30 protein-coding genes and 1 tRNA gene are annotated in these 26,918 nt (G+C 55.8%); 18 read left to right on the forward strand and 13 right to left on the reverse strand.

Features of this window, described 5'->3' with window-relative positions:
* Positions 1-24 precede the first annotated feature (24 nt).
* Both yjeM and epmA read right to left on the reverse strand, forming a co-directional pair.
* On the reverse strand, positions 25-1,524 hold the full coding sequence (gene yjeM, locus A3466_RS13360; RefSeq protein WP_063450942.1) for a glutamate/gamma-aminobutyrate family transporter YjeM: 1,500 nt from the start codon (positions 1,522-1,524) through the stop codon (positions 25-27).
* A gap of 179 nt (positions 1,525-1,703) precedes the next feature.
* Positions 1,704-2,681, reverse strand: a complete 978-nt coding sequence (epmA, locus tag A3466_RS13365) for an elongation factor P--(R)-beta-lysine ligase (RefSeq protein WP_063450943.1) — start codon at positions 2,679-2,681, stop codon at positions 1,704-1,706.
* A gap of 309 nt (positions 2,682-2,990) precedes the next feature.
* Between epmA and frdA the strand changes: the two genes are divergently transcribed.
* From frdA to frdD, 4 genes are read left to right on the forward strand one after another with little or no spacing between them, the layout of a single operon-like run.
* The gene (gene frdA, locus A3466_RS13370; protein ID WP_063450944.1) at positions 2,991-4,781 is read left to right on the forward strand and encodes a fumarate reductase (quinol) flavoprotein subunit; all 1,791 of its coding nucleotides are present in this window, start codon (positions 2,991-2,993) and stop codon (positions 4,779-4,781) included.
* Positions 4,774-5,508, forward strand: coding sequence for a succinate dehydrogenase/fumarate reductase iron-sulfur subunit (locus tag A3466_RS13375; RefSeq protein ID WP_063450945.1), 735 nt, complete (start codon positions 4,774-4,776; stop codon positions 5,506-5,508). Before frdA ends, A3466_RS13375 begins: the two co-directional genes overlap by 8 nt.
* A 10-nt stretch (positions 5,509-5,518) precedes the next feature.
* The gene (gene frdC / locus A3466_RS13380; protein WP_063450946.1) at positions 5,519-5,914 is read left to right on the forward strand and encodes a fumarate reductase subunit FrdC; all 396 of its coding nucleotides are present in this window, start codon (positions 5,519-5,521) and stop codon (positions 5,912-5,914) included.
* Positions 5,915-5,924: 10 nt separating this feature from the next.
* A complete protein-coding gene (gene frdD, locus A3466_RS13385) occupies positions 5,925-6,284 on the forward strand; it encodes a fumarate reductase subunit FrdD (protein WP_063450947.1) in 360 nt (119 codons plus the stop codon).
* Between the two features lie 29 nt (positions 6,285-6,313).
* Here frdD and ampR read toward each other — a convergent pair whose 3' ends face one another.
* Positions 6,314-7,189 (reverse strand): LysR family transcriptional regulator AmpR, encoded by an 876-nt coding sequence (gene ampR / locus A3466_RS13390; protein ID WP_063450948.1) that lies wholly within the window; start codon positions 7,187-7,189, stop codon positions 6,314-6,316.
* 132 nt (positions 7,190-7,321) lie between these two features.
* Between ampR and blaACT the strand changes: the two genes are divergently transcribed.
* Positions 7,322-8,467 (forward strand): ACT family cephalosporin-hydrolyzing class C beta-lactamase, encoded by a 1,146-nt coding sequence (blaACT, locus tag A3466_RS13395; RefSeq protein WP_063450949.1) that lies wholly within the window; start codon positions 7,322-7,324, stop codon positions 8,465-8,467.
* A gap of 109 nt (positions 8,468-8,576) precedes the next feature.
* Positions 8,577-9,107 carry a lipocalin family protein gene (locus A3466_RS13400; RefSeq protein ID WP_063450950.1) on the forward strand — a complete coding sequence of 177 codons (531 nt, stop codon included), beginning with the start codon at positions 8,577-8,579 and terminating at the stop codon, positions 9,105-9,107.
* Here the strand turns inward: A3466_RS13400 and sugE are convergent.
* Positions 9,104-9,421, reverse strand: coding sequence for a quaternary ammonium compound efflux SMR transporter SugE (gene sugE, locus A3466_RS13405; RefSeq protein ID WP_063450951.1), 318 nt, complete (start codon positions 9,419-9,421; stop codon positions 9,104-9,106). The two genes, A3466_RS13400 and sugE, sit on opposite strands and share 4 nt — an antisense overlap.
* A 262-nt stretch (positions 9,422-9,683) precedes the next feature.
* Between sugE and A3466_RS13410 the strand changes: the two genes are divergently transcribed.
* Positions 9,684-10,283 carry a helix-turn-helix transcriptional regulator gene (locus A3466_RS13410; RefSeq protein ID WP_063450952.1) on the forward strand — a complete coding sequence of 200 codons (600 nt, stop codon included), beginning with the start codon at positions 9,684-9,686 and terminating at the stop codon, positions 10,281-10,283.
* 36 nt (positions 10,284-10,319) lie between these two features.
* Here the strand turns inward: A3466_RS13410 and ecnB are convergent, their stop codons facing one another.
* The 3 genes from ecnB to efp all read right to left on the reverse strand — a co-directional run bounded on the left by ecnB (position 10,320) and on the right by efp (position 11,330).
* The gene (gene ecnB, locus A3466_RS13415) at positions 10,320-10,466 is read right to left on the reverse strand and encodes a lipoprotein toxin entericidin B (protein WP_003855942.1); all 147 of its coding nucleotides are present in this window, start codon (positions 10,464-10,466) and stop codon (positions 10,320-10,322) included.
* A gap of 108 nt (positions 10,467-10,574) precedes the next feature.
* On the reverse strand, positions 10,575-10,706 hold the full coding sequence (locus tag A3466_RS13420) for an entericidin A/B family lipoprotein (RefSeq protein ID WP_063450953.1): 132 nt from the start codon (positions 10,704-10,706) through the stop codon (positions 10,575-10,577).
* 57 nt (positions 10,707-10,763) lie between these two features.
* Positions 10,764-11,330 carry an elongation factor P gene (gene efp / locus A3466_RS13425; RefSeq protein WP_003855940.1) on the reverse strand — a complete coding sequence of 189 codons (567 nt, stop codon included), beginning with the start codon at positions 11,328-11,330 and terminating at the stop codon, positions 10,764-10,766.
* 40 nt (positions 11,331-11,370) lie between these two features.
* On the opposite strand from efp, the gene epmB reads away from it, so the two are divergent.
* Positions 11,371-12,399, forward strand: coding sequence for an EF-P beta-lysylation protein EpmB (gene epmB, locus A3466_RS13430; RefSeq protein ID WP_063450954.1), 1,029 nt, complete (start codon positions 11,371-11,373; stop codon positions 12,397-12,399).
* Between the two features lie 63 nt (positions 12,400-12,462).
* Here epmB and A3466_RS13435 read toward each other — a convergent pair whose 3' ends face one another.
* Positions 12,463-12,816 carry a DUF4156 domain-containing protein gene (locus tag A3466_RS13435; protein ID WP_003855938.1) on the reverse strand — a complete coding sequence of 118 codons (354 nt, stop codon included), beginning with the start codon at positions 12,814-12,816 and terminating at the stop codon, positions 12,463-12,465.
* Between the two features lie 233 nt (positions 12,817-13,049).
* On the opposite strand from A3466_RS13435, the gene A3466_RS13440 reads away from it, so the two are divergent.
* Genes A3466_RS13440 through iadA form a run of 3 tightly spaced genes read left to right on the forward strand, consistent with a single transcriptional unit; the run spans position 13,050 to position 15,329 of the window.
* Positions 13,050-13,697, forward strand: coding sequence for a nucleoside recognition domain-containing protein (locus tag A3466_RS13440; RefSeq protein WP_063450955.1), 648 nt, complete (start codon positions 13,050-13,052; stop codon positions 13,695-13,697).
* Positions 13,694-14,155, forward strand: a complete 462-nt coding sequence (locus A3466_RS13445; RefSeq protein ID WP_063450956.1) for a YjiG family protein — start codon at positions 13,694-13,696, stop codon at positions 14,153-14,155. The genes A3466_RS13440 and A3466_RS13445 overlap by 4 nt, the downstream gene beginning before the upstream one ends.
* 10 nt (positions 14,156-14,165) lie before the next feature.
* A complete protein-coding gene (gene iadA / locus A3466_RS13450; RefSeq protein WP_063450957.1) occupies positions 14,166-15,329 on the forward strand; it encodes a beta-aspartyl-peptidase in 1,164 nt (387 codons plus the stop codon).
* A gap of 64 nt (positions 15,330-15,393) precedes the next feature.
* Here the strand turns inward: iadA and groL are convergent, their stop codons facing one another.
* Both groL and A3466_RS13460 read right to left on the reverse strand, forming a co-directional pair.
* The gene (gene groL, locus A3466_RS13455; protein ID WP_063450958.1) at positions 15,394-17,040 is read right to left on the reverse strand and encodes a chaperonin GroEL; all 1,647 of its coding nucleotides are present in this window, start codon (positions 17,038-17,040) and stop codon (positions 15,394-15,396) included.
* A 39-nt stretch (positions 17,041-17,079) separates the two neighbouring features.
* Positions 17,080-17,373: a co-chaperone GroES gene (locus A3466_RS13460; RefSeq protein WP_003855929.1), complete on the reverse strand. Its 294-nt coding sequence runs from the start codon at positions 17,371-17,373 to the stop codon at positions 17,080-17,082.
* Positions 17,374-17,551: 178 nt separating this feature from the next.
* On the opposite strand from A3466_RS13460, the gene yjeH reads away from it, so the two are divergent.
* On the forward strand, positions 17,552-18,799 hold the full coding sequence (gene yjeH, locus A3466_RS13465) for an L-methionine/branched-chain amino acid transporter (RefSeq protein ID WP_063450959.1): 1,248 nt from the start codon (positions 17,552-17,554) through the stop codon (positions 18,797-18,799).
* A gap of 24 nt (positions 18,800-18,823) precedes the next feature.
* On the opposite strand, the gene A3466_RS13470 is transcribed toward yjeH, so the two are convergent.
* On the reverse strand, positions 18,824-19,288 hold the full coding sequence (locus A3466_RS13470; RefSeq protein ID WP_003855925.1) for an FxsA family protein: 465 nt from the start codon (positions 19,286-19,288) through the stop codon (positions 18,824-18,826).
* A 335-nt stretch (positions 19,289-19,623) separates the two neighbouring features.
* Here A3466_RS13470 and aspA point away from each other — a divergent pair, with 335 nt between their 5' ends.
* From aspA to A3466_RS13495, 5 genes are all read left to right on the forward strand, one after another.
* Positions 19,624-21,060, forward strand: coding sequence for an aspartate ammonia-lyase (aspA, locus tag A3466_RS13475; protein ID WP_003855923.1), 1,437 nt, complete (start codon positions 19,624-19,626; stop codon positions 21,058-21,060).
* A gap of 116 nt (positions 21,061-21,176) precedes the next feature.
* Entirely contained in the window at positions 21,177-22,478 is a 1,302-nt protein-coding gene (locus tag A3466_RS13480; protein ID WP_063450960.1) for an anaerobic C4-dicarboxylate transporter, read from the forward strand.
* A gap of 113 nt (positions 22,479-22,591) precedes the next feature.
* The gene (gene cutA / locus A3466_RS13485; protein WP_003855908.1) at positions 22,592-22,915 is read left to right on the forward strand and encodes a divalent cation tolerance protein CutA; all 324 of its coding nucleotides are present in this window, start codon (positions 22,592-22,594) and stop codon (positions 22,913-22,915) included.
* Positions 22,891-24,582 carry a protein-disulfide reductase DsbD gene (locus tag A3466_RS13490; protein WP_063450961.1) on the forward strand — a complete coding sequence of 564 codons (1,692 nt, stop codon included), beginning with the start codon at positions 22,891-22,893 and terminating at the stop codon, positions 24,580-24,582. Before cutA ends, A3466_RS13490 begins: the two co-directional genes overlap by 25 nt.
* A 49-nt stretch (positions 24,583-24,631) precedes the next feature.
* A complete protein-coding gene (locus A3466_RS13495; RefSeq protein ID WP_017383972.1) occupies positions 24,632-25,207 on the forward strand; it encodes a transcriptional regulator in 576 nt (191 codons plus the stop codon).
* On the opposite strand, the gene A3466_RS13500 is transcribed toward A3466_RS13495, so the two are convergent.
* Both A3466_RS13500 and A3466_RS13505 read right to left on the reverse strand, forming a co-directional pair.
* Positions 25,204-25,794 carry a LysE family translocator gene (locus A3466_RS13500; protein ID WP_063450962.1) on the reverse strand — a complete coding sequence of 197 codons (591 nt, stop codon included), beginning with the start codon at positions 25,792-25,794 and terminating at the stop codon, positions 25,204-25,206. The two genes, A3466_RS13495 and A3466_RS13500, sit on opposite strands and share 4 nt — an antisense overlap.
* A 36-nt stretch (positions 25,795-25,830) precedes the next feature.
* Positions 25,831-26,676 (reverse strand): AraC family transcriptional regulator, encoded by an 846-nt coding sequence (locus A3466_RS13505; protein WP_063450963.1) that lies wholly within the window; start codon positions 26,674-26,676, stop codon positions 25,831-25,833.
* Positions 26,677-26,846: 170 nt separating this feature from the next.
* Between A3466_RS13505 and A3466_RS13510 the strand changes: the two genes are divergently transcribed.
* Positions 26,847-26,918: transfer RNA gene (locus A3466_RS13510), tRNA-Phe, on the forward strand.

Consider the following 26,918-nt stretch of genomic DNA (forward strand, 5'->3'; position numbering starts at 1 on the left):
CTGTCGGGAGGGGTTTTTCATCCGCTATGCCACTTCCGCCACGCAGATTGTCATGCGACGGCGGTAGTTTTCATAAATCCCCATTGCCAGCATTGAGAAGAAAATCGGTCCGCCAACCATCCACAGCGTGCTGTTCCAGTCATTTACCTCAACCACGGGCTGAATGACGGTAAAAATGTTGGCGAACGCGACGACCAGCACCACAACGGTGGTCGCCACCAGCGTCGCCGCGCGGGTTTTGAAGATCACAAACGGACGCTCCAGATCCTGCTTCGCCTTAAAGAACGGAAACGCCAGCGCCAGGAAAAGGTACGGAAGCGTCATTGACACGTTCGCCATCAGGGTCAGCTTGTTATAAAAGGCCGATGCGGTATCGCCGCCAAAGGACACCAGCAGAATGAACGCGCACACCAGCAGGCACTGCATCCACATGGCGTTAGCAGGCATACCGGCAGCATTGAGCTGGGTTATTCGTGCGGGCCACAACGCCTTTGGCGTGCCCTGAATAATCGCTTTCAGCGGCGAGTAAATCAGCGTGAAGAATGCGCCGGTATAGGCAAGGAACATCGACAGGCCGGTAATGCGCGCAAACCAGATCCCCAGGGTAGCCGATGCTTCCGGCGTCAGGTGCATGGCGTTACCGAGCGTCATCCCCAGGCTTTTCATCAGCACGTAGGTGATGTTCCCGAGGTTGGTGGTGTTATTGCTCAACACCTGCTGCCAGTTGGTGCTGACGCCCCAGAGGAAAATCGCCAGCGAGTAGCCAATGGAAATGACGATAGCGGCAAAAATAATGCCTTTGGCGAAGTTCTTTTCCGGGTTTTCGGTTTTGTCGACCAGCCCGCCTACGGCTTCAATACCGCCGTAAGCAAAGATGGCAAACACCACGAACGAGAGCATGGCCAGCCCGGACTGATACCCCGGATTAGGCGATGAAACAAAGTTGACTTCCTGGGCGAAATGCCCGCCGTTCAGGCACAGAATGGCGATACTGACCAGCAGCAGCACCAGATTCAGACACATCACGGAAATCCCGCCAACCGCGGTGATACGGGCTATTTTGTTGATGCCTTTGGAGGCCACCAGCGTGACCACCACCATCCAGCACACCGCCAGAATACCCACCACCTGCGTGGAGCTCAGCCCCGCCAGGGACCAGACCTGGGTTTTGTCCGCACCGAAGAGAAACGTCGAGAACGGCACCCAGACCTTGGCTGCCGTGCTGACCATCCAGACGACGTAGGATGAAAACCACATGAATGTACCGATAAACGCATAGCGTGGACCGACGCTGTTGTTCATCCACGAATAGATGCCACCCTCTTCTTTCCGGTAAGCCGAGCCCATCTCCGCCATCATCAGCGCAAACGGGATAAAGAAGAACAGAGCGGAAACGATATAAAACGGCGTCGCGCTGTAGCCCATCAGATAAAAAGCGGACGGGCTATTGGCAAAGCCAAAGACTGACGTAAAAATCATCAGGATGAGCCCGGTAAGGGTCATTTTTTTGAGTGAGTGGGACATATAAACCATCCGAAGCGGAATTAAACTGCGCGGATGGTAGCAGATGACCAGACAAATATTGTGGCTATACGAGTCAAATTAAGAAAAAGACCCGTGTATAGAGAAAATAGCAGTTTTTAATGTGGCAGCGTTAAATGACCGGGTAGGCCGGGTAAGCGACAGCGCCACCCGGCAATTCTTTAAGCGCGATCGACCGTAAAGGCAATCACGTCGCCCAGCTGTTCCGCGCCCAGCGCCAGCATCACCAGACGATCCACGCCCAGCGCCACGCCGGAGCAGTCCGGCAAACCGGCCTTAAGCGCTTCCAGCAGGTTGGTGTCAATCGGCTGCTGCGGCAGACCGCGCGCGTTGCGCTTGCGGTTATCCTGCTCGAAACGCTGCTGCTGTTCGCGCGCGTCGGTCAGCTCGTGGAAACCGTTCGCCAGCTCAATGCCTTTGAAGTACACCTCAAACCGTTCCGCCACGCGGTGATCTTCGGTGCTGATCTGCGCCAGCGAGGCCTGGCTGGCCGGGAAGTGATAGACAAACGTCGGGCGATCTTTACCAATTTGCGGTTCAACGCCAAAGGTGAACAGCAGTTGCAGCAGCGTGTCGCGATCCTCTTCGGTATCCGCCACGTTGCTCAGATCCAGTTTTGCCGCCACCTCACGCAACTGGGTTTTATCAGCCGAGAGCGGATCGATTTCCAGATGGCGCTGGAAGGCCTGCTGATAGGAGAGCGTTTCAGCTTCCGCGCAATCCAGCACCTGTTGCAGCAGATCGTCGACTTCGTTCATCAGGCGATACATGTCGTAGTGCGGGCGGTACCACTCCAGCATGGTGAATTCCGGATTATGGTGCCGGCCCATCTCTTCATTACGGAAACTACGGCACAGCTGATAAACCGGGCCACATCCGGCCGCCAGCAGACGCTTCATATGGTATTCCGGGCTGGTCATCAGATACAGATTCATGCCCTGAGAGTGGCCAGGGCCAACAAAACGGGTTTCAAACGGGACCAGATGAATATCCGTGACCGTCGCCTGACTCATGCATGGCGTTTCCACCTCCAGGACGCCGCGATCTGCAAAGAAGCGGCGGATCTCCGCCATAATTGCTGCGCGCTTCAACAGGTTTGGAATGGATGCGCTCGGCTGCCAGGTGGCCGTTTCGCTCATGAGTTTTTCTCCGTTTTCAGACAAGGGCACGAAGTCTACTCGTAAGCCGGGGCAGAGACAAATTTTGCACAGTAAAAGTCCTTTTTCATTACACAGAAAAATACTGTGACGCCATTCATCAATCACGATGATAAATCAGCGCACAGAACCGCAAAAAAATCGAACGCGTCAAATTTCCCTCACATCTACGCGGGTATACTGTTATACCCATAAAGGAGCAGTGGAATCGCTTCCGCAATCGCCCGTTCGGGCAGGTGAACGTCCTTTAGTCCATCGCGTTGCGGGAAAACAAAAAACTGGAGGAATGTCGTGCAAACTTTTCAAGCCGATCTTGCCGTAATAGGCGCTGGCGGGGCTGGATTACGCGCTGCAATTGCTGCGGCACAAGCCAATCCGAACGCTAAAATCGCATTGATTTCAAAAGTCTATCCGATGCGCAGCCACACGGTAGCCGCAGAAGGAGGATCCGCTGCCGTTGCGCAGGATCATGATAGCTTCGAATACCATTTCCACGACACGGTTGCAGGGGGCGACTGGCTTTGCGAACAGGATGTCGTTGATTATTTCGTTCACCACTGCCCAACGGAAATGACCCAGCTGGAACAATGGGGATGCCCGTGGAGCCGCCGTCCGGACGGGAGCGTCAACGTTCGCCGCTTCGGTGGCATGAAGATCGAACGCACCTGGTTTGCTGCCGATAAGACCGGCTTCCACATGCTGCACACCCTGTTTCAGACCTCCCTCCAGTTCCCACAAATCCAGCGCTTTGACGAACATTTCGTTCTCGACATTCTGGTCGACGACGGTCATGCGCGCGGGCTGGTGGCGATGAACATGATGGAAGGCACGCTTGTCCAAATCCGCGCGAATGCAGTGGTCATGGCGACCGGCGGTGCGGGCCGCGTGTACCGCTATAACACCAACGGCGGCATCGTCACCGGTGACGGTATGGGTATGGCGCTCCGCCACGGCGTGCCGCTGCGCGATATGGAGTTCGTCCAGTATCACCCAACCGGCCTGCCCGGCTCCGGTATTCTGATGACGGAAGGCTGCCGCGGTGAAGGCGGTATTCTGGTCAACAAAAACGGTTACCGTTATCTACAGGATTACGGTATGGGCCCGGAAACCCCGCTCGGCGAGCCTAAAAACAAATACATGGAACTTGGCCCACGCGACAAAGTTTCTCAGGCTTTCTGGCACGAGTGGCGCAAAGGCAACACCATCTCAACGCCGCGCGGCGACGTGGTGCACCTCGACCTGCGCCACCTCGGCGAGAAAAAACTGCTGGAGCGTCTGCCGTTTATCTGCGAGCTGGCGAAAGCCTATGTGGGCGTCGACCCGGTGAAAGAGCCGATCCCGGTGCGTCCAACCGCGCACTATACGATGGGCGGAATCGAAACCGACCAGCAGTGCGAAACCCGCATCAAAGGGCTGTTTGCGGTGGGCGAGTGTTCCTCCGTGGGTCTGCATGGCGCAAACCGTCTGGGCTCAAACTCGCTGGCTGAGCTGGTGGTCTTTGGCCGCATGGCGGGCGAACGCGCGATGGAGCGTGCCGCAACGGCAGGCGAAGGCAACAGCACGGCGCTGGATGCGCAGGTTGCAGACGTCGAAAAACGGCTGAAAGACCTGGTGAATCAGGAAGGTAACGAAAACTGGTCGAAGATCCGCGATGAGATGGGCCTGTCGATGGAAGAAGGCTGCGGGATCTACCGTACGCCAGAGCTGATGCAGAAAACCGTCGACAAGCTGGCGGAGTTGCAGGAGCGCTTCAGGCGCGTGCGGATCACCGATACCTCCAGCGTCTTTAATACCGACCTGCTCTATACCATTGAACTGGGCCACGGCCTGAACGTCGCGGAATGTATGGCGCACTCTGCCCTGGCGCGTAAAGAGTCGCGCGGCGCGCATCAGCGTCTGGACGAGGGTTGCACCGAACGTGACGACGTCAATTTCCTTAAACACACTCTCGCCTGGCGCGATGCGGATGGCACCACCCGCCTGGACTACAGCGACGTGAAAATCACCACGCTGCCACCAGCGAAACGCGTTTACGGTGCAGAAGCAGAAGCCGCCGATAAGAAGGAGAAGGCGAATGGCTGAGATGCAAAAACTGAAAGTTGAAGTGGTGCGCTACAATCCGGAAGTGGACGCCGCGCCGCACAGCGCTTACTACGAAGTCCCTTACGACGAGCAAACCTCCCTGCTGGATGCGCTCGGCTATATTAAAGACAACCTGGCGCCAGACCTGAGCTACCGCTGGTCCTGCCGCATGGCAATCTGCGGCTCCTGCGGCATGATGGTCAACAAAGTGCCGAAGCTGGCGTGTAAAACCTTCCTGCGTGATTACACCAAAGGCATCAGGGTTGAAGCGCTGGGCAACTTCCCGATTGAGCGCGATCTGGTGGTCGACATGACCCACTTTATCGAAAGCCTCGAAGCGATAAAGCCGTACATCATTGGCAACCCGCGTACGCCGGATCAGGGTCCAAACACTCAGACGCCCGCGCAGATGGCGAAATACCATCAGTTTTCCGGCTGCATCAACTGCGGCCTGTGCTACGCCGCCTGTCCGCAGTTTGGTCTGAACCCTGAGTTTATCGGCCCGGCCGCCATTACCCTGGCGCACCGCTATAACGAGGACAGCCGCGACCACGGCAAAAAAGAACGTATGGCACAGCTTAATGGCCAGAACGGGGTCTGGACCTGCACGTTTGTGGGTTACTGCTCTGAAGTCTGTCCGAAGCATGTCGACCCGGCCGCCGCCATTCAGCAGGGAAAAGTGGAAAGCTCGAAAGACTTTCTTATCGCTACCCTGAAACCACGCTAAGGAGTGCATGATGACGACTAAACGCAAAGCCTACGTGCGGCCAATGCCGTCCACCTGGTGGAAAAAACTGCCGTTTTATCGCTTCTATATGCTGCGTGAAGGCACGGCAGTTCCCGCGGTCTGGTTCAGCCTCGAACTGATGTACGGGCTTTATGCTCTCAAGCACGGCCCGGAAGCCTGGACCAGTTTTGTGGGCTTCCTGCAAAACCCAATCATCGTGGTTCTGAATCTGATTGTGCTCGCAGCCGCGCTGCTGCATACCAAAACCTGGTTTGAACTGGCGCCAAAAGCGGCAAACATCATTGTAAAAGGCGAGAAAATGGGGCCAGAGCCGGTTATCAAAGGGCTCTGGGCAGTGACCGCAGTTGTCTCTGTGGTCATTCTGTTTGTCGCGCTGTTCTGGTAAGGAGACTACTGTGATCAATCCAAATCCAAAACGTTCAGACGAGCCGGTCTTCTGGGGGCTGTTTGGCGCAGGCGGCATGTGGAGCGCCATTGTTGCCCCGGTCATCATCCTGCTGGTCGGGATCATGCTGCCGCTGGGGCTGTTCCCGGGCGATGCGCTGAGCTACGAGCGCGTGCTGGCCTTTGCAAGCAGCTTTATTGGGCGCGTATTTCTCTTCCTGATGATCGTCCTGCCGCTGTGGTGCGGCCTGCACCGTATCCACCATGCGATGCACGATCTGAAAATCCATGTGCCAAGCGGTAAATGGGTCTTCTACGGTCTGGCGACCATTCTGACAGTGGTCACGCTGATTGCCGTGGTCACCATCTGACTGAACTGGCCCGCCGTCCGGCGGGCTTTTTACTTTTTCATCTTTCCTGCCAGCCACCCGGAAAATTCCCGCATTGCGGGCGTTTCTGCCCGGGACTGCAATCGGGTCAGCCAGTAACTGCCGAGCTCAATCTGCGTTGCAAAGGGCTGCACAATGCGCTCGCTGGCTAACAGATGGGTAAACATATCGACAGGCGCGATGGCAATGCCCACTCCCGCCTGAGCGGCCTCCAGCATGGTGACGGACGAATCAAACACCATCACACGGTGCGTTGGCGAAGGGGGATGCTCGCCGGCCGCCTGCATCCACGCGGACCACTCGTCGCGCCGGTAGGAGCGCAGCAGCGTAAACCTGAGGATATCGGCTGGACTGTGCAGACGGGCGGCAATATCCGGCGTACACAGCGGCGCGAGCGGCGCATGACAAAGAAATTCAGCCTCGGTGCCGTGCCACGCCCCGCCGCCGTAGCGGATCGTGTAGTCAAGCCCTTCGGCAGCCGGATCGACGCGGTTATTATGGGTAGAAAGCTGAAGATCGATATGCGGATAGCCACGGCGAAAATCGTCCAGCAGTGAGAATAACACCCCGGTCGCGAACGTGCCCACCACGCCGATTTTCAGCTTCTCCTGCGCACGATGGTTAGCGAAGCGATCCAGCATGCCGGCTATACGATCGAACGAATCATTCAGCACCGGCAGTAAATTTTCGCCCTCGGTAGTCAACATCAGCCCGCGCGAAACGCGAACGAACAGCTGACAGTTCAGGTGCTGCTCCAGCGTCTTCACATGCTGGCTAATGGCGGAATGGGTCACATTCAGCTCAATGGCCGCGTGCGTAAAGCTGAGATGTCTTGCGGCGGCTTCAAAGGCTCGAAGCGAATTGAGAGGGAGATAGCTTCGCGTCATGGTCTCTTCCGTTAGAAAAATTAACAGCTAATGCTAAATTTAACCGTTTGTCAGGTGCAGTCAAATCCAACAGACTACGCCTGTCTGACGGGCCCGGACATCCCCTTGACTCGCTATTACGGAAGATCACTGATGATGAAAAAAACCCTTTGCTGCGCCGTGCTGCTCGGCATCTCTTGCTCTGCCCTCGCCGCGCCAGTGTCAGAAAAACAGCTGGCGGAGGTGGTTGAGAATACGGTTACGCCGCTGATGAAAGCCCAGTCTATTCCCGGTATGGCGGTGGCCGTTATTTATCAGGGTAAACCGCACTATTACACGTTTGGCAAGGCCGATATCGCGGCCAACAAACCGGTTACGCCTCAGACCCTGTTCGAGCTGGGCTCTATAAGTAAAACCTTCACCGGCGTTTTAGGTGGGGATGCCCTTGCTCGCGGTGAAATTTCGCTGGACGATCCGGTGACCAAATACTGGCCTGAGCTGACGGGCAAGCAGTGGCAAGGGATTCGGATGCTGGATCTTGCAACCTACACCGCTGGCGGTCTGCCGCTACAGGTGCCCGATGAGGTGACGGATGACGCCTCCCTGCTGCGCTTCTATCAACACTGGCAGCCACAGTGGAAGCCAGGCACAACGCGCCTTTATGCCAACGCCAGCATCGGCCTGTTTGGTGCGCTGGCGGTTAAGCCTTCCGGCATGCGCTACGAGCAGGCGATGACCGAGCGAGTGTTCAAACCGCTGGCGCTGCATCACACCTGGATTAACGTGCCGAAAGCGGAAGAGGCGCATTACGCCTGGGGCTATCGTGACGGCAAAGCGGTACACGTTTCGCCGGGTATGCTGGATGCACAAGCCTATGGCGTGAAAACCAACGTGCAGGATATGGCGAACTGGGTCATGGCAAACATGGCGCCAGAGAACGTTGCTGATGCCTCACTTAAGCAGGGCATCGCGCTGGCGCAGTCGCGCTACTGGCGTATCGGTTCAATGTACCAGGGCCTGGGCTGGGAGATGCTCAACTGGCCCGTGGAGGCAAAAACGGTGGTTGATGGCAGCGACAGTAAGGTGGCGCTGGCCGCCTTGCCTGCGGTCGAAATAGATCCTCCGGCTCCGCCTGTAAAAGCCTCCTGGGTGCACAAAACCGGGTCGACGGGCGGGTTCGGCAGCTACGTGGCCTTTATTCCTGAAAAGCAGATCGGCATCGTGATGCTCGCGAATAAAAGCTATCCGAACCCGGCACGCGTTGAGGCGGCATACCATATCCTCGACACGCTACAGTAAAACATTGCCGGGTGGCGGCTTCGCCTTACCCGGCAAAACACGCTGCACAATCTTCCGCATTTTTCCTGCTGTCATCTACACTTAACAAAAAAACGGTAAGGAAACTCCTATGCGCATTCTGCCTGTTATTGCCGCAGTAACAGCCGCGTTTTTAGTGGTTGCTTGCAGTTCCCCTACTCCTCCGCCCGGCGTCACGGTAGTCAGTAATTTTGACGCTCAGCGCTTCCTCGGCACATGGTATGAAATCGCCCGTATGGACCATAAGTTCGAACGGGGCTTAGAAAAAGTTACGGCCACCTACAGCGCGATGGATGACGGCGGGATCCAGATCGTCAACCGCGGCTATAATCCGGACCGGCAGATGTGGCAGCAGACGGTGGGTCAGGCCTATTTCACCGGCGCGCCTAACCGCGCGGCCATGAAAGTCTCTTTCATCGGCCCATTCTACGGCGGATATAACGTTATTGCGCTGGACAGAGAGTACCGCCACGCGCTGGTGTGTGGGCCGGATCGCAACTATCTTTGGATACTCTCCCGCACGCCAACGATCACGGCGGAAATGAAACAGCAAATGCTGGACGTTGCGACCCGGCAAGGGTTTGACGTGACGAAATTAATCTGGGTAAAACAGCCGCATTAGTGCGTACTCAGTTTTAACCCAATGATGCCCGCGACGATTAACGCGAGACTGGCAATGCGCGCCAGGCTCGCAGATTCCCCCAGCAGCAGAATGCCGGTAATGGCAGCCCCTACCGCACCAATTCCCGTCCAGACAGCGTAAGCCGTTCCCACTGGCAAGGTCCGCATTGACCATGACAGCATAACGATACTGACAATCATCGCGGCGATGGTAATGACGCTGGGCGTCAGGCGGGTAAAACCGTGGGTATATTTCAGACCAATTGCCCATACCACTTCGAGCAAACCGGCGATAACAAGAACGATCCAGGACATTTCAGGCTCCTTAACTTTACGACAAGTTGGGGCCGTCCCCGATGAGTGATGCGCTTACGGGTCGTCCCGCAAGGCAGAAGTTGCACCTTATATTTTGGTTAGCGCGGTATTTTTTTTCAAACTTTTTTTGCTGAACGCGTTAAGGCAAGAAATAGCCTCAGTAAGGCGCGCAGTTCAGGCATTTATAACTCATCCGACTTCTCTATGATGTTATGCTTTCTGATGGCAGGAAGCCAAACCACTAGCCGACTGCGAATATTGTATGTTCAAAATTCTTTTGATTGACCGCTGTCACTTCACCCGCGCGGGATTTGAAGCATGGGCCAATCATTCAGACCTGCTGTCAGGTCATTTCGTCGTAACCGGGGTGAATAACCTTTTCCTCGCCAGAGAGCATATTCTGCAATGGAAACCTGCACTGGTCATCGCTGATTTATCTGGCTTCCGGCAGGATTTACACCATTTTCAGCAACTGTCTTCCCTGCTGATTGCCAGCGAAACGCTGCCTTTTATTTTGCTGCAATCAGGGCAGGAACAGGCGATGACGGATTATCTGGCGCAATACCCGATATGGTCTTCACTCTCTAAAAATACCGATCTGGAAGGACTGGCAGCGGTGATCAACGACGCGCTAACGTCATGCGCAACCCCGGAGCTTCCGGAAATGGCAGCACCGTTACTGACGCGTCAGGAAGAGAGAGTTCTGACATTATGGATGGAGGGCGCAAGCAACCAGAAGATTGCCAGTCATCTGCGCATTAACGGCAAAACGGTGTACACATACAAACGCAATATCCGCATGAAGCTTCATATGGATACGCGCTACTCCCCGTTTTTAACGCTACAGGTAGTGGAGAATTGACGGTACGGTGAATTCACTGCCGTACCGTCGTTGTCATTAGTTCTGAGCTTTAGTTGCTGCGCCAGAAATAGCGTTACCACCGTCGGAGATATCTTCCCCTACGCCACGGGTGGTGTTACATGCAGTCAGTACCGAAGAAAGCACCAGAACAGAAAAGATCGCTGCAATTGTTTTCTTAACCATAATATCTTCCTTTTATAGCCAAAGTTATTTTGTGTATAGCAACTTAAGAATAGACAAGATCTTGTCGTTTGACGGAAAAGGAAGAATTTTTAGGAAAATTAGACGGAATTAGCTGGCCGCATGGGAAATGATATGGCCGAGGTCCTGGATATCTTCACCCACGCCACGCGCGGTGTTGCAACCGGAGAGCATTGCGCTGGAGAGCGCGAACAGAAGCAGAATTTTAACGGTACGTTTCATCTTCCCTGCCTGCAAAATCAGGCGCAGCGGGCGCTGCGCCTTACATCACGACGTAAATTACTTCACGCGGGATACGTATTCGCCGGAGCGGGTATCCACTTTGATCACTTCACCGATCTGTACGAACAGCGGTACTTTCACCACTGCGCCGGTAGACAGGGTAGCTGGCTTGCCGCCGGTACCCGCGGTGTCACCTTTCAGACCTGGATCGGTTTCAACGATTTCCAGCTCAACGAAGTTCGGCGGGGTAACGGCGATAGGCTGACCGTTCCACAGGGTCACGATGCACTCAGCCTGATCCAGCAGCCACTTGGCGTTATCGCCAATGGCTTTCGCGTCAGCAGACAGCTGCTCGAAGGTTTCGTTGTTCATGAAGTGCCAGAACTCACCGTCGTTGTACAGGTAAGTCAGGTTCATATCGACAACATCAGCGCCTTCAGCGGAGTCAGTAGATTTGAAGGTTTTCTCAACACGGGTACCGGTCAGCAGGCGACGCAGCTTAACGCGCGCAAATGCCTGGCCTTTACCTGGTTTAACGAATTCGCTGGCTTCAACCGCGTACGGTTCGCCGTCCATCATGATTTTAAGACCAGCACGAAAATCGTTGCTATAGTACGTTGCCATAAGGCCCTCTAAATTTGTTAACTGGTAGCTAAGCCACAAAATGGCGCATATTGTAACCCTAAACACCCCGTCCAGAGAAGATTGGTTATCGCAACTTGCCGATGTAATCACCAGTCCTGATGAATTGCTGCGTCTTTTAGACCTCGATCAGCACCCGGAGTTGCTTGCTGGCCGTGAGGCAAAGCGACTTTTCGCCCTGCGCGTTCCCCGCGCGTTTGTCGCCCGAATGGAAAAAGGCAACCCTGACGATCCATTGCTAAAACAAACGCTAACCTCTCAGGATGAGTTTATCACTGCGCCGGGATACAGCACCGATCCGCTGGAAGAGCAGAACAGTGTGGTACCGGGTTTGCTGCATAAATACCGCAACCGTGCGCTGCTGCTGGTTAAGGGCGGCTGTGCGGTAAATTGCCGCTACTGCTTCCGCCGTCACTTCCCGTACGCTGAGAATCAGGGTAATAAGCGCAACTGGCAGGTGGCGCTGGACTATATCGCGGCGCACCCGGAACTGGATGAAATCATCTTTTCCGGCGGCGACCCGTTGATGGCAAAAGATCATGAGCTGGACTGGCTGCTGACTCAGCTTGAGACCATTCCGCACATTAAGCGTCTGCGCATTCACAGCCGTTTACCGATCGTCATCCCGGCGCGTATCACCGACGCCCTGGTCACGCGCCTGGAGCAGTCCCGTTTGCAGGTGCTGCTGGTGAACCATATCAACCACGCGAATGAAATTGACGCGGACTTTCGCGCGGCGATGGCGCGGCTGCGAAAAGCGGGCGTGACGCTGCTGAACCAGAGCGTATTACTGCGCGGCGTGAACGACAGCGCCCGGGTGCTGGCCGATCTCAGCAATGCCTTATTTGATGCGGGCGTCATGCCCTATTACCTGCACGTTCTTGATCGCGTTCAGGGCGCGGCGCACTTCATGGTGACGGATGAAGAGGCCCGACAGATTATGCGCGAACTGTTAACGCTGGTTTCAGGTTATATGGTGCCGAAGCTGGCTCGCGAGATTGGCGGAGAGCCGAGTAAGACGCCGCTGGATTTGCAGCTGCGGCAGCAGTAAAAGGCAGGTGGCGCTACGCTTACCTGGCTACAGATTAAGCGGCAGCGCCATCAAAAGTTTAGATCAGTTCGGGCACTTATAGACCTGACCGTTCATCTGGCTGGCGGTTGGCACAAAGCTGGACAGCATACCCTGCGTCGGGCTGCTTACCCCGTAAATCACGTTGCCGCCCATAGCCGCCGCCTGATTACGCAGGGCATTGGCCGCACCGCGCATAGAGCCGCCCTCTTCGCCGTGCTGCCCCGACATCCAGTTGCTCTGCTCGCCAGTGGCGGTGCCTAACAGCTGGCATTCGCTGCCCGGCTTATCTTCCACAAAGCGAACGCTCTGGCCCGCTGCCGTCAGTTCATTGCTGGTGCTACACCCCGCCAGCAGCAATGCTGCACCTACAATCCCTGCACAGACTTTAATGCGCATGTTATTCCTCGTTTTCAATAAGCTGGACAGTAGTTGTCCGCGTGTAAACCTTATACTAAAAAGATGACCAAAAGAAAAATGCTGAGCATTTCTGCGAGCCAGATTCCGCTGGCACTCCTCCGACATCTTAAATGAATTCTGATAATAACCTTTGGGATATCGTGTTTTAGCCCCCGATCGTTTTTAGTGATGCGACGTACAACTTTTGTGCGCATCACAAAAAAGGGGGTTTCATGAGTGCATCATCCTCAGGAGAGGAAAAAGTGACCTGGGTGGGCTATCTGGCGTTCGTGCTCACCATCGTATTTTTCTCAGGCTTTTTCGCCAACAGCACCGAATGGTGGCGCATGCTGGATTTTACCGTCTTAAACGGCAGTTTTGGACCCGTGAACGGCGCGCTAACGTTTCGCGGCGTGGGCGGGACGGGAGCGAAAGACGGTTTTTTGTTTGCCCTTGAGCTGGCCCCCTCGGTCATTCTGTCGCTCGGGATCATTGCCGTCACCGAGGGGCTGGGCGGGCTGCGGGCCGCACAACAGCTCATGACGCCCATTTTACGCCCGCTGCTCGGCGTGCCGGGTATCTGCTCTCTGGCGCTTATCGCCAACCTGCAAAACACCGATGCTGCCGCCGGGATGACCAAAGAGTTGACCGACGAAGGGGCGATTACCGATCGTGAACGCGCCATTTTCGCCACCTTCCAGACCAGCGGTAGCGCCATCATTACCAACTATTTTTCGTCCGGTGCCGCACTTTTTGCCTTCATTACCGTCCCGGTGATCGCGCCGCTTGCCGTCATTCTGGTGTTTAAATTTGTTGGCGCGAATTTACTGCGTCTGTGGATCGCGCACAGGGAAGTTCGCCGCGTTCAGGAGGAAAAATGATCGCCCAGCCGCGTAAAAATATTATGGACTTGTTTATCGATGGCGCCCGTCGCGGCTTTACCATCGCCACCACCAGCCTGCTGCCCAACGTGGTCATGGCTTTTGTCATCATTCAGGCACTCAAGGTCACCGGCCTGCTGGATATCGTCGGCAGCGTCTGCGAACCGATCATGTCGCTGTGGGGGCTTCCGGGTGCGGCGGCAACCGTCCTGCTGGCCTCGGTGATGAGCATGGGCGGCGGCGTGGGGGTCTGCGCCAGTCTGGTGGCTGCCGGCACGCTCAATGGGCACGATGCCACCATCCTGCTGCCCGCCATCTATCTGATGGGCAATCCGGTGCAAAACACTGGCCGTTGCCTGGGCACCGCAGGCGTTAACCCGACGTATTATCCGCACATCATTACCGTCTGCGTCATTAACGCCCTGCTCTCAATGTGGGTGATGCAGCTACTCTTCTGAGGAGATAAAAATGGATTTTTCAGTGCTGGAACCGCATCTTTTCCGCAATGCGCATCTTTACGCGCCGGAGGATCGGGGGCGTTGCGATCTGCTGATCGCAGGGGGAAAAATCGTCGCGATTGAAAAAACGGATCGCGCAACAATGCGGCTTGACTGTCCAGAACACGATCTCGCCGGAGCAGTGGTTTGCCCGGGGTTTATCGATCAGCACGTACACCTGATCGGCGGCGGCGGTGAAGCCGGTCCCTACACCCGGACGCCGGAGGTACGGTTGTCCGCGCTGTTGGCGGCGGGCATCACCTCCGTTGTTGGCCTGCTGGGAACCGACGGCGTGACCCGCCATCCAGAGTCGCTGCTGGCAAAAACGCGGGCGCTAGAGCATGAAGGGATCAGCGCGTGGATGCTGACAGGCGCGTACGGGCTGCCTTCTTCGACGATTACCGGCAGCATCGAAAAGGATGTGGCGCTGATTGATAAAATTATCGGCGTAAAATGCGCGATTTCCGACCATCGCTCTTCCGCACCAGCGAATGACCAGCTCGCGAATATGGCCGCCCAGTCGCGCGTCGGCGGGTTGCTGGGCGCTAAAGCGGGCATATCCGTGTTTCACCTCGGCAACAGCCCGAAGCTGCTGGAGCCGCTACTTAACATCCTGAATAATGCCGACGTGCCCCGCACGAAGCTGCTGCCAACCCACGTCAACCGCGCCCGGCCACTGTTCCTCGCCGCGCTGGATTATGCCCGCGACGGGGGCTATATCGACATCACCACCAGCATCAGTGAGCCCATTGATGCCGCCACCGCCATCGTGACGGCCCGCGAAGCGCAGGTACCGTTTAACCGGCTTACGCTCAGCTCGGACGGTAACGGCAGCCAGCCGATTTTCGACGCAAACGGCAACCTCGTGGGCATGGGCGTGGCGGGATTCGAGTCTCTGCCTGAAACATTACAAAAGCTGGTCAGTCAATATCACCTGCCGCTGGAGGAGGCGCTTCTGCCGTTTACGCGTAACGTGGCGGAGTTTCTCGGCCTGGAGCATAAGGGGCGGCTCGCGCCCGGATGCGATGCCGATTTGCTGGTGCTGACGAATGACCTGAAGATCCGCGAGGTCTGGGCGAAAGGCCGCCAGATGTTGCGCGAAGGCGTTGCATGCGTGAAGGGAACATTTGAGTAGTGGCAATAAAAAACCCCGGGCATTGCTGCCCGGGGTTCGTTCTGAGAGGTTCAGAACAACATGATTACATCATGCCGCCCATTCCACCCATGCCGCCCATACCACCAGCAGCACCTAAGTCAGGCGCATCGCCTTTAGGCAGGTCGGTTACCATGCACTCGGTCGTGATCATCAGGCCAGCTACAGATGCCGCGTATTGCAGAGCAGAACGGGTCACTTTAGTTGGATCCAGGATACCGAAGTCGATCATGTTGCCGTATTCTTCAGTTGCCGCGTTGTAACCGTAGTTACCTTCACCTGCTTTCACGTTGTTCGCAACCACAGACGGCTCTTCACCGGCGTTGGACACGATCTGACGCAGCGGAGCTTCCATCGCGCGCAGCGCAACTTTGATACCCACGTTCTGGTCTTCGTTCTCAGCAGTCAGGCCAGCCAGCTTAGCGGCTACACGCACCAGCGCGACACCACCACCAGCAACCACGCCTTCTTCTACCGCAGCACGGGTCGCGTGCAGGGCGTCGTCAACGCGTGCTTTTTTCTCTTTCATTTCAACTTCGGTTGCAGCACCCACTTTGATTACCGCAACGCCGCCTGCCAGTTTCGCTACGCGCTCCTGGAGTTTTTCACGGTCGTAATCGGAAGTGGCTTCTTCGATCTGCTTACGGATCTGAGCAACACGGCCCTGAATAGCGGCTTCTTCACCCACACCGTCGATGATGGTGGTGGTGTCTTTGTTGATCACAACGCGTTTCGCCTGGCCCAGGTCTTCCAGGGTCGCTTTTTCCAGCTCCATACCGATCTCTTCGGAGATCACAGTACCACCGGTCAGGGTAGCGATATCCTGGAGCATCGCCTTACGACGATCGCCGAAGCCAGGCGCTTTAACCGCAGCCACTTTCACGATGCCGCGCATGGTGTTAACCACCAGAGTCGCCAGCGCTTCGCCTTCAACGTCTTCAGCGATGATAACCAGCGGCTTGCCTGCTTTCGCAACGGCTTCCAGCACTGGCAGCATTTCGCGGATGTTGGAGATTTTCTTGTCAGCCAGCAGGATGAACGGGCTTTCCAGCTCAACAGCGCCAGTTTCTGGCTTGTTGATGAAGTATGGGGACAGGTAACCGCGGTCGAACTGCATACCTTCAACCACGTCCAGTTCGTCTTCCAGGCCGGTACCGTCTTCAACGGTGATCACGCCTTCTTTACCGACTTTATCCATCGCTTCAGCGATCAGTTTACCTACGGTTTCGTCGGAGTTAGCGGAGATAGTACCAACCTGAGCAATAGCTTTAGAGTCAGAGCACGGTACGGACAGCGCTTTCAGTTCTTCAACAGCAGAGGCGACAGCTTTGTCGATACCACGTTTCAGATCCATCGGGTTCATGCCCGCAGCAACGGCTTTCAGACCTTCGGTGATGATGGCCTGCGCCAGTACGGTCGCGGTGGTGGTACCGTCACCGGCAGCGTCGTTCGCTTTAGAGGCGACTTCTTTCACCATCTGTGCACCCATGTTTTCGAACTTGTCTTCCAGCTCGATTTCACGTGCAACAGAAACACCATCTTTGGTGATGGTTGGCGCGCCGAAGGATTTGTCCAGCACTACGTTACGGCCTTTCGGGCCCAGAGTGACTTTCACTGCGTCTGCCAGTACGTTTACGCCGCGGAGCATTTTTACACGAGCGTCGTTACCGAATTTTACGTCTTTAGCTGCCATGTTCTTATTTCCTCAAATTCGTACAGTTTCGTGCGTTAATTACGCTTCAACAATTGCCAGAATGTCGCTCTCGGACATGATCAACACTTCTTCATTGTCGATCTTCTCGGATTTCACGCCGTAGCCATCGTTGAAAATGACGATGTCACCAACTTTAACGTCCAGTGGCTGCACAGTTCCGTTTTCCAGGATGCGGCCCTTACCGACAGCGATGATTTCGCCACGCGTTGATTTTGCTGCTGCTGAACCGGTCAGAACGATGCCGCCAGCAGACTTGGTTTCAACTTCTTTACGTTTGACGATCACACGATCATGTAACGGACGAATACTCATTGATAGCTCTCCTTTGAGAAAGTCATTATCAGTTATGGATGACGCCGGTCCGCATGCGGTTTTCCGGCTAGTGCCCTGAGAGATGGGGATAGCTTTTTACCCCTTCAAGGGGTAATCGAAAAAAAATTTGCGAAAGTGTTACCATCCACTCTCTTTTGATGTTGGCGGGACGAGGCAAATGAGTGGACTCAGGCAGGAGTTGGGGCTGGCGCAGGGTATCGGCTTACTCTCAACGTCCTTGTTAGGCACGGGAGTATTTGCGGTTCCCGCCCTGGCGGCGCTGGTTGCCGGCAATAACAGCCTTTGGGCATGGCCGGTACTGATCGTGCTGGTGTTTCCGGTGGCGATTGTGTTTGCCATACTCGGGCGGCACTTCCCCAGCGCGGGCGGCGTAGCGCATTTTGTCGGTATGGCATTTGGCCCACGAATGGAACGCGTCACCGGCTGGCTGTTTTTATCGGTGATCCCGGTCGGCCTTCCGGCAGCCCTGCATATCGCCACCGGCTTTGGACAGGCGCTGTTTGGCTGGCACGACGAACAGCTGTTGCTGGCTGAACTCGGTACGCTGGCGATTGTCTGGTGGGTGGGCTCACGCGGGGCCAGTTCCAGCGCCAATCTGCAAACGCTGGTCGCAGCGTTAATCGTCGCGCTGATCGTCGCCATCTGGTTTGCGGGTGACATTACCGTGGCGGATATTCCTTTCCCCGCGATTAACGACGTCGACCATGCACAACTTTTCTCGGCATTATCCGTCATGTTCTGGTGTTTCGTCGGTCTGGAGGCGTTTGCTCACCTGGCATCCGAGTTTAAACAGCCCGAGCGTGACTTCCCCCGCGCCCTGATGATTGGCCTGCTGCTGGCGGGCACGGTGTATTGGGCCTGTACGGTACTGGTGCTGCATTTCAACGCCTTCGGCGAAGAGAAAGCCGCTGCCGCGTCGCTACCGGGCATCGTGGTGCAACTGTTCGGCGTTAAAGCCCTGTGGGTGGCCTGCGTGATTGGCTATCTCGCCTGCTTTGCCAGCCTCAATATCTATATTCAGAGCTTCGCCCGGCTGGTGTGGTCTCAGGCACTTTATAAACCGGATAGCCGACTCGCACGCCTGTCTAAACGTCAGCTTCCGGCGAATGCGCTGAATACCGTACTGGGCTGCTGCGTGGTGAGTTCCCTGGGCATTTATCTGCTCGACATCAACCTTGACGCGCTGATTGTCTACGCCAACGGTATCTTCATCATGATCTACCTGCTGTGCATGCTGGCGGGCTGTCGGCTGCTGAAAGGACGCTTTAAGGCGCTGGCGGCGGTCGGGTGTGTGCTGTGCCTGCTGCTGCTGGCGATGGTGGGGTGGAAGAGCGTGTACGCCATCATCATGCTGGCAGGGCTGTGGGTGTTTTTACCGAAGCGGCAAAATTTGCAGACCCGGTAAGCGAAGCGCCACCGGGCCACAAACTCACCGATCGTCTTTATGATCTAACCGGTCGCGCTGCTCATCCTTACGCTGGTATTCCCCTTCAAAGGTATCCCCCGGGCCAGTGCTGAAACCACCGCCCGGCATACGGCTGAAACGCAGGTGCGGCAGCAGCTTCATGGTCAGGTGCTTCTGTACCGGCGGCAACAACAATAGCAGGCCAAGGAAGTCGGTGAAGAACCCAGGCAGAATCAGCAGCAGGCCAGCAATAATCAGCGACACGCTTTTGATCATCTCGGCTGCCGGGCTTTCGCCTGCGGCCATCTTCTGCTGCATTAACAGGAAATTTTTGAAACCCTGATTGCGCACCAGCGACATGCCGATGACGGACGTGAAGATCACCAGAATCAGCGTCAGCAGGACGCCCAGCACGTGGGCAACCTGGATGAAAATCGAAATTTCAATGTAAACATAAAGAAAGAAAGCAATAAACGGTATCCAGCGCACTGGCATCTCCTGTGTGGCAGGTGCCTGCTGGCCCCTGTCTGAATGTGTTCGCGAAGCGCGTAGATAAGAGATGGTGACGGTTAACCAAAATTCAATCGGTTTGCACGGATATTTTTTTTGGAAATATTAAAGCGGTGACCCATTTCACAGATTAATAATTATCATGAAATCGGGTCGATAATAAGTGATCCAGCTTACGGCAATTCGCTATCATCAGCATATGATCTCGAACATCTGGCCGATTGAGGGAATAATCGTCGGTCAGAAAATATTCAAAACCACATATATACTGTGTGTTTAGTACAATCCATCGGCAGCTTGAAAAGAAGGTTCACATGTTAAACAACATTCGTATCGAAGAAGATTTGTTGGGTACCAGGGAAGTTCCAGCGGATGCCTACTATGGTGTTCACACTCTGAGAGCGATTGAAAACTTCTACATCAGCAACAGCAAAATCAGCGACATTCCTGAATTTGTGCGTGGCATGGTGATGGTAAAAAAAGCCGCGGCTCTGGCGAACAAAGAGCTGCAAACCATTCCTAAAAGCGCTGCAAATGCGATTATCGCCGCATGCGATGAAGTGCTGAACAACGGCAAATGCATGGATCAGTTCCCGGTTGACGTCTATCAGGGCGGCGCGGGCACCTCCGTCAACATGAACACCAACGAAGTGCTGGCGAACATTGGCCTGGAGCTGATGGGGCATCAGAAAGGTGAATACCAGTACCTGAACCCGAACGACCACGTTAACAAATGTCAGTCCACCAACGACGCGTACCCAACCGGGTTCCGCATCGCGGTGTATGCTTCTGTCGTCAAACTGGTCGACGCGATCAATCAGCTGGGCGATGGCTTCCAGCGTAAAGCCGTTGAGTTCCAGGACATTCTGAAAATGGGCCGTACCCAGTTGCAGGACGCGGTCCCCATGACCCTTGGACAGGAATTCCACGCGTTTAACGTGCTGCTGAATGAAGAGACCAAAAACCTGCTGCGCACGTCCGAGCTGCTGCTGGAAGTGAACCTCGGCGCAACCGCCATCGGTACACGTCTCAATACGCCGGATGGCTATCAGCAGCTGGCGGTACAGAAGCTGGCTGAAGTGTCCAACCTGCCGGTTGTGCCTGCGGAAGACCTGATTGAAGCCACCTCCGACTGCGGCGCCTACGTGATGGTGCACAGCGCGCTGAAGCGTCTGGCGGTAAAACTGTCCAAAATCTGTAACGACCTGCGCCTGCTCTCCTCCGGTCCACGCGCTGGCCTGAATGAAATCAACCTGCCAGAGTTGCAGGCGGGTTCGTCCATTATGCCAGCTAAAGTTAACCCGGTGGTGCCGGAAGTGGTGAATCAGGTTTGCTTCAAGGTTATTGGTAACGATACGACCGTCACCATGGCTTCCGAAGCCGGTCAGCTCCAGCTGAACGTGATGGAGCCAGTGATTGGCCAGGCGATGTTTGAATCCATCCATATTCTGACCAATGCCTGCTACAACCTGCTGGAAAAATGCATTAACGGCATCACCGCCAACAAAGAGGTGTGTGAAGGTTACGTGTATAACTCAATCGGCATCGTCACCTACCTCAACCCGTTCATCGGCCACCACAACGGTGACATCGTCGGTAAGATTTGTGCCGAAACCGGTAAGAGCGTGCGTGAGGTCGTTCTTGAGCGAGGTTTGTTGACCGAAGCCGAGCTGGACGATATCTTCTCCGCCCAGAACCTGATGCATCCGGCCTATAAAGCGAAACGATATACCGATGAAAGCGAACAGTAACCGTTCAGGCTAAGCTTCCGAAAGGCACGTCACTTGTGACGTGCCTTTTTTCTTTATGGGCGTTACCAAAACACAACAATTCAATATCAACTTGTTAATAAGCAAGGCAGGTCTTTATGTTTGGAGCAGAACTCGTCATCGTCCTGTTGGCGATTTATTTGGGCGCACGACTCGGGGGTATCGGCATCGGTTTTGCCGGCGGTCTCGGGGTGCTCGTACTTACCCTGATCTTTCAGATTAAACCCGGCGCAATCCCTTTTGACGTTATCGAAATCATCATGGCGGTTATCGCTGCCATTGCGGCCATGCAGGTCGCTGGCGGTATGGACTACCTGGTGAGCCTGGCGGAGCGTATGCTGCGTCGCCATCCGAAATACATCACCTTCCTTGCCCCGCTGGTGACATGGTTTATGACCATTCTCGCCGGCACTGGCCACACCGCCTTCTCCACGCTGCCGGTGATCACCGAAGTGGCCAAAGAGCAGGGCATTCGCCCGTCTCGCCCTCTCTCTATTGCCGTGGTGGCCTCCCAGATTGCGATCACCGCCTCGCCAATCTCAGCCGCCGTGGTCTTCTTCGCGGGTATCCTTGAGCCGATGGGCGTGAGCTACCTGACGCTGCTGGCGATCTGTATTCCGGTCACGCTGATTGCGGTGATGATCACTGCCGTGCTGTGTAACTTCCTCGGCGCCGAGCTGAAAGACGATCCGGTTTACCAGGAGCGTCTGGCAAAAGGCGAAGTGAGCCTGCGCGGTAGCCAGGTCTTCAAGCTGAAGCCGCACGCGAAACGCTCCGTGCTGCTGTTCCTGATCGGTATCGTCGCCGTGATGTTCTACGCGACCGCCATCAGCGATACGGTAGGTCTGATCCAGAACCCGGTTCTGCCACGTAACGAAGCCATTGTGGTCTTCATGCTGACCATCGCGACGCTGATTAGCATCACCTGTAAAATCGACACCAGCGAAGTGCTGAACGCCAGCACCTTCAAATCCGGTATGAGCGCCTGCGTATGCGTGCTGGGCGTGGCGTGGCTCGGTGATACCTTCGTCAAAGCACACATCAGCGATATCCAGACCGTTGCAGGCGACCTGCTACACAACTATCCGTGGCTGCTGGCGGTGGTGCTGTTCTTCGCGGCGACGCTGCTGTATTCCCAGGCCGCGACCACCAAAGCGCTGATGCCTGCGGCACTGATGCTGGGCGTTACGCCGCTGACGGCAATTGCTTCTTTTGCGGCCGTTTCCGCCCTGTTCGTGCTGCCAACCTACCCAACCCTGCTGGCCGCGGTTGAGATGGATGACACCGGCTCAACCCGTATCGGTAAATACGTGTTTAACCATGCGTTCCTGATCCCGGGCGTGGTGGCGATTACGCTCTGCGTAGTCCTCGGCTTTATCATCGGCGGCATTGTGCTGTAAACGGTTAGCCGTTGTAAAAATAGTTAAAATCGGGCCGCTCTGCGGCCCGTTTCATTAATGACCAATCGCATGGCGTGATATAGTGAAGACTTTCGTGATGAGGAGGTCGACTTGTGAACACGCCTGATGCTGTGGTTGTACTGTGTACCGCCCCTGATGAAGCCTCTGCCCAGGATCTCGCCGCCAAAGTGCTGGCCGAAAAACTGGCTGCCTGCGTCACACTTTTACCCGGCGCAACCTCCCTTTATTACTGGGAAGGCAAGCTGGAGCAAGAGTACGAAGTCCAGATGTTGCTCAAAACCAATCTGACCAACCAGCAGGCGCTCCTCGACTGCCTCAAGTCTCATCATCCATACCAAACCCCGGAGCTGCTGGTGCTGCCAGTAGTCCACGGCGATAACGATTATCTCTCATGGCTCAACGCTTCATTACGCTGATCCTGCTGCTGTGCAGCACGTCAGTTTTTGCCGGGTTGTTTGACGCACCCGGCCGTTCGAACTTTATTCCTGCCGACCAGGCGTTCGTTTTCGACTTTCAGCAAAACCAGCACGATCTCAGCCTCACCTGGCAGGTGAAAGAGGGTTACTACCTCTACCGCAAGCAGGTCAGCATCACGCCGGCAAAGGCTGACGTTGGCGCATTGCAGATGCCCGCTGGCGAATGGCATGAGGACGAGTTCTACGGCAAAAGTGAAATTTATCGCCAGCGCTTAAGCGTGCCCGTCACGGTGAACCAGGCGGATAAAGGCGCTACCCTGACGGTGACGTATCAGGGGTGCGCGGACGCCGGGTTCTGCTATCCGCCGGAAACAAAAGTCGTGCCGCTGAGTGAAGTCAAAGGCGTAGCCGCGGCTTCTCCGCCTCCTGCGAGCGAAGAGGCCAAAGGCCGCGATGCCCTGCCTTTCTCCGCGCTATGGGCGTTACTGATTGGCATCGGCATCGCCTTTACGCCCTGCGTACTGCCCATGTACCCGCTTATCTCTGGCATCGTGCTGGGCGGCAAGCAACGCCTTTCCACCGCCCGCGCGCTGGTGCTGGCCTTTCTCTACGTGCAAGGCATGGCGTTAACCTATACCGCGCTCGGCCTCGTGGTCGCCGCTGCTGGATTGCAGTTCCAGGCAGCCCTCCAGCACCCTTATGTGCTTATCGGGCTGTCAGCGGTGTTTATTCTGCTGGCGCTGTCGATGTTTGGCCTGTTTACCCTGCAACTGCCCTCTTCCCTGCAAACCCGTCTGACGCTGATGAGCAACCGTCAGCAGGGTGGCTCTGCGGGCGGCGTGTTCGCTATGGGAGCCATCGCCGGTCTGATTTGCTCTCCCTGCACCACCGCGCCGCTGAGCGCCATCCTGTTATACATTGCCCAGAGCGGCAACCTGTGGCTCGGCGGCGGCACGCTGTACCTCTACGCGCTCGGCATGGGCCTGCCGCTGATCCTGGTGACGGTGTTTGGCAATCGTCTGCTGCCGAAGAGCGGCCCATGGATGGAGACGGTGAAAATCGCGTTCGGTTTTGTCATTCTGGCGCTCCCGGTATTCCTGCTGGAACGCATCATCGGTGATGTCTGGGGTACACGTCTGTGGGCGATGCTCGGCGTGGCCTTCTTCAGCTGGGCGTTTATCGTGAGTCTGGGTGCGAAGAAGCCGTGGATGCGTCTGATACAAATCCTTCTGCTGGCGGCCGCGCTGGTGAGCGTCCGTCCTTTGCAGGACTGGGCGTTTGGCACCCCGACAGGTCAGACGCAGGCTCATCTGAATTTTATACAGATTAAGAACGTGGATGACCTTAACCGCGCCCTGGCGCAGGCGAAAGGCAAACCGGTCATGCTCGATCTCTATGCCGACTGGTGCGTGGCCTGCAAAGAGTTTGAAAAATACACCTTCAGCGATCCGCATGTACAACACGCGCTGAGCGATACCGTTCTGCTTCAGGCGAACGTTACCGCCAACAGCGCGCAGGACAAGGCTCTGCTGAAGCAACTTAACGTGCTCGGTTTGCCTACCATCCTGTTCTTCAATGAACAGGGGGCAGAACAGCCGACGCAGCGTGTAACCGGGTTTATGGACGCGACGGCATTCAACGCGCATTTGCGCAATCGCCAACCGTAAACAACACTTTAGACGGGACAAACCGTTGGGAATAGCGGAGGAGATAACCGTGCAACGCGAAGACGTACTGGGACAAGCCCTGCAATTACTTGAGATTCAAGGGATCGCCAGCACCACGCTTGAGATGGTAGCCGACCGTATCGATTACCCTCTGGATGAACTTAAGCGCTTCTGGCCGGATAAAGAGGCGCTGCTTTATGATGCCCTGCGCTATCTCAGCCAGCAGGTGGATATCTGGCGCAGGCAACTGATGCTGAATGAAGAACTGACCACCGAGCAAAAGCTGCTGGCACGCTATACCGCGCTGACGGAGTGTGTCACCAACAACCGTTACCCTGGCTGCCTGTTTATCGCCGCCTGCACCTACTACCCCGATCCCGGACACCCTATCCATCAGCTGGCAGATCAGCAAAAGCGTGCAGCGCACGAGTTCACACACGAGCTACTGACCACACTTGAAGTGGATGACCCGGCGATGGTCGCGAAGCAGATGGAGCTGGTGCTGGAAGGTTGCCTGAGCCGTATGCTGGTGAACCGTAGCCAGGCTGATGTGGATACGGCGCACCGTCTGGCGGAAGATATTTTGCGGTTTGCACAGTGTCGTATGGGTGGCGCACTGACCTAAGCCAGCATTCCCGTCCATGCGGAGATAAACAAACACAGCGCCATTACGCGCTGAAATCGCACCATCGCCACGGTGGTGCGGAAAATCCGGTTTACCGCCTTCCCCAGCCACGCCCAGCACAACAAACAGACCACTGAGATCGCCAGAAACCATAGCGCCATCAGCGCAATATCCCGTAATGCATGATCGCTTGCCGGCGCAAACAGGCTGACGACTGCCAGCGCCATCATCCAGGTTTTCGGATTCACAACCTGTAATAACGCCGCCGCCCGGGCGGTAAATCGTACGTGGCGTCTGGAGGAGAGATTCGCGGCCGGGGCGCTAAACAGCTGCCAGCTCATCCAGGAAAGCCACAGCACGCCCGCCCAGCTCATCACCTGACGTATCAGCGGATACTGGCGTAATGCTTCTCCTGCCCCTGCGCCGGAAACCAGAACGATAGCGCTGGCGGCAATACACCCACCGAGGATCGCAGGTACCGTATTTTTTACGCCAAAGTGCTGACTGTTAGCCAGCACCAGAATATTGGTTGGCCCCGGCGTAATGGAGGCGACAAACGCAAACAGCAGGAAGGATAATAAATTCACAGGTGGCTCCTTTTTAGTAGAGCCATGAATGTGCCGTTATTTTCTGGAAACGTCTGGAAGGTTTGTGCACAACCGACGGTAGTGTGCCGGAGAAATACGGTACGCCCGCTGGAACCAGCGACCAAGATGGCTTTGATCGGCAAAACCTACGGCCGTGGCAACATCAACAGGCATTCCCCCACACGCCAGCATCTGTCGGGCCTTTGCCAGACGCAACTGGATAAGCCAGGCGTGCGGTGCCAGATGAAATTCGCGCTTAAAGCAGCGGGTAAGGGTAAAGCGATCCGTGCCCGTCTCACGCGCAAGGTCTGACAGCCCCACGTTCTCGCCGATATGCGCGTAGAGATAGTCGCGGGCACGATGCGCCACGGCGGAGCTTTGTAACTGAGACGGGAGCCTCTTACGCCAGTGGCAGTGGGCTGTAATCTGAGAGAGCAGGTTATCCATTGTGCTTTGCTGTACGATTTTCATTTCATCGTTATGCAACGAGGCGAACGTATCACCGATAGAGCGCACCAGCTGAGGCTCCCGCGTCAGCGTTTGGGCAAAGTGGAGGGTGTAGCTCCCGGGAGTCGCGTCGTACAGACCCTGAAGCGTACGGGTGAGCCAGCGTTCATCCAGATAAAAGGTCAGATAAGTAAAACCACCCTCTACCGGTGCATCACCGTCATGGATTTCACCAGGCTCAAGTAAAAAAGCATCGCCCGGCTGGCTATGGTGCCGTTCACGCCGACAGTGGAACTGCTGCGTGCCGGAAAGGGTTATTCCGACCAGATAGCTGTCGTGCCAGTGGGGATCAAAGGCGTGCCCTTCGAAATGTGCCTTGATTGTTTCAATACCTGTTTCTGCATGCTGACGCAGCTCAAGCCAGTCATTTGCCATACTGCCCTCCTCTTTACCATCAGCATTGTCATAGCTTGCCTGAACTGTCTGGAAGATTTGTGCAATTTCAGCGCACAAACGGACAGATTGCCGCAAACTTAAGCAGTTGAACAGCTTTTCCCGAAATAATGTTGACGATCGCGCGCGATTGCGGTTTAATGCGCTCCGTTGCCCGGATAGCTCAGTCGGTAGAGCAGGGGATTGAAAATCCCCGTGTCCTTGGTTCGATTCCGAGTCCGGGC

This window comes from Enterobacter genomosp. S (assembly GCF_001631805.1).
GTDB lineage: Bacteria > Pseudomonadota > Gammaproteobacteria > Enterobacterales > Enterobacteriaceae > Enterobacter > Enterobacter quasihormaechei.

Excerpts from the sequence above, each read along its gene's own strand:
- A3466_RS13435 (WP_003855938.1), bottom strand. The coding sequence starts at position 12,816 with ATGCGCATTAAAGTCTGTGCAGGGATTGTAGGTGCAGCATTGCTGCTG.
- sugE (WP_063450951.1), bottom strand. The coding sequence starts at position 9,421 with ATGTCCTGGATCGTTCTTGTTATCGCCGGTTTGCTCGAAGTGGTATGG.
- A3466_RS13375 (WP_063450945.1), top strand. The coding sequence starts at position 4,774 with ATGGCTGAGATGCAAAAACTGAAAGTTGAAGTGGTGCGCTACAATCCG.
- epmA (WP_063450943.1), bottom strand. The coding sequence starts at position 2,681 with ATGAGCGAAACGGCCACCTGGCAGCCGAGCGCATCCATTCCAAACCTG.
- efp (WP_003855940.1), bottom strand. The coding sequence starts at position 11,330 with ATGGCAACGTACTATAGCAACGATTTTCGTGCTGGTCTTAAAATCATG.
- A3466_RS13480 (WP_063450960.1), top strand. The coding sequence starts at position 21,177 with ATGTTTGGAGCAGAACTCGTCATCGTCCTGTTGGCGATTTATTTGGGC.
- groL (WP_063450958.1), bottom strand. The coding sequence starts at position 17,040 with ATGGCAGCTAAAGACGTAAAATTCGGTAACGACGCTCGTGTAAAAATG.
- A3466_RS13400 (WP_063450950.1), top strand. The coding sequence starts at position 8,577 with ATGCGCATTCTGCCTGTTATTGCCGCAGTAACAGCCGCGTTTTTAGTG.
- ampR (WP_063450948.1), bottom strand. The coding sequence starts at position 7,189 with ATGACGCGAAGCTATCTCCCTCTCAATTCGCTTCGAGCCTTTGAAGCC.
- A3466_RS13420 (WP_063450953.1), bottom strand. The coding sequence starts at position 10,706 with ATGAAACGTACCGTTAAAATTCTGCTTCTGTTCGCGCTCTCCAGCGCA.
- A3466_RS13410 (WP_063450952.1), top strand. The coding sequence starts at position 9,684 with ATGTTCAAAATTCTTTTGATTGACCGCTGTCACTTCACCCGCGCGGGA.
- ecnB (WP_003855942.1), bottom strand. The coding sequence starts at position 10,466 with ATGGTTAAGAAAACAATTGCAGCGATCTTTTCTGTTCTGGTGCTTTCT.
- A3466_RS13505 (WP_063450963.1), bottom strand. The coding sequence starts at position 26,676 with ATGGCAAATGACTGGCTTGAGCTGCGTCAGCATGCAGAAACAGGTATT.
- frdC (WP_063450946.1), top strand. The coding sequence starts at position 5,519 with ATGACGACTAAACGCAAAGCCTACGTGCGGCCAATGCCGTCCACCTGG.
- A3466_RS13440 (WP_063450955.1), top strand. The coding sequence starts at position 13,050 with ATGAGTGCATCATCCTCAGGAGAGGAAAAAGTGACCTGGGTGGGCTAT.
- epmB (WP_063450954.1), top strand. The coding sequence starts at position 11,371 with ATGGCGCATATTGTAACCCTAAACACCCCGTCCAGAGAAGATTGGTTA.
- A3466_RS13460 (WP_003855929.1), bottom strand. The coding sequence starts at position 17,373 with ATGAGTATTCGTCCGTTACATGATCGTGTGATCGTCAAACGTAAAGAA.
- yjeH (WP_063450959.1), top strand. The coding sequence starts at position 17,552 with ATGAGTGGACTCAGGCAGGAGTTGGGGCTGGCGCAGGGTATCGGCTTA.
- A3466_RS13490 (WP_063450961.1), top strand. The coding sequence starts at position 22,891 with ATGGCTCAACGCTTCATTACGCTGATCCTGCTGCTGTGCAGCACGTCA.
- blaACT (WP_063450949.1), top strand. The coding sequence starts at position 7,322 with ATGATGAAAAAAACCCTTTGCTGCGCCGTGCTGCTCGGCATCTCTTGC.
- yjeM (WP_063450942.1), bottom strand. The coding sequence starts at position 1,524 with ATGTCCCACTCACTCAAAAAAATGACCCTTACCGGGCTCATCCTGATG.
- iadA (WP_063450957.1), top strand. The coding sequence starts at position 14,166 with ATGGATTTTTCAGTGCTGGAACCGCATCTTTTCCGCAATGCGCATCTT.
- A3466_RS13445 (WP_063450956.1), top strand. The coding sequence starts at position 13,694 with ATGATCGCCCAGCCGCGTAAAAATATTATGGACTTGTTTATCGATGGC.
- aspA (WP_003855923.1), top strand. The coding sequence starts at position 19,624 with ATGTTAAACAACATTCGTATCGAAGAAGATTTGTTGGGTACCAGGGAA.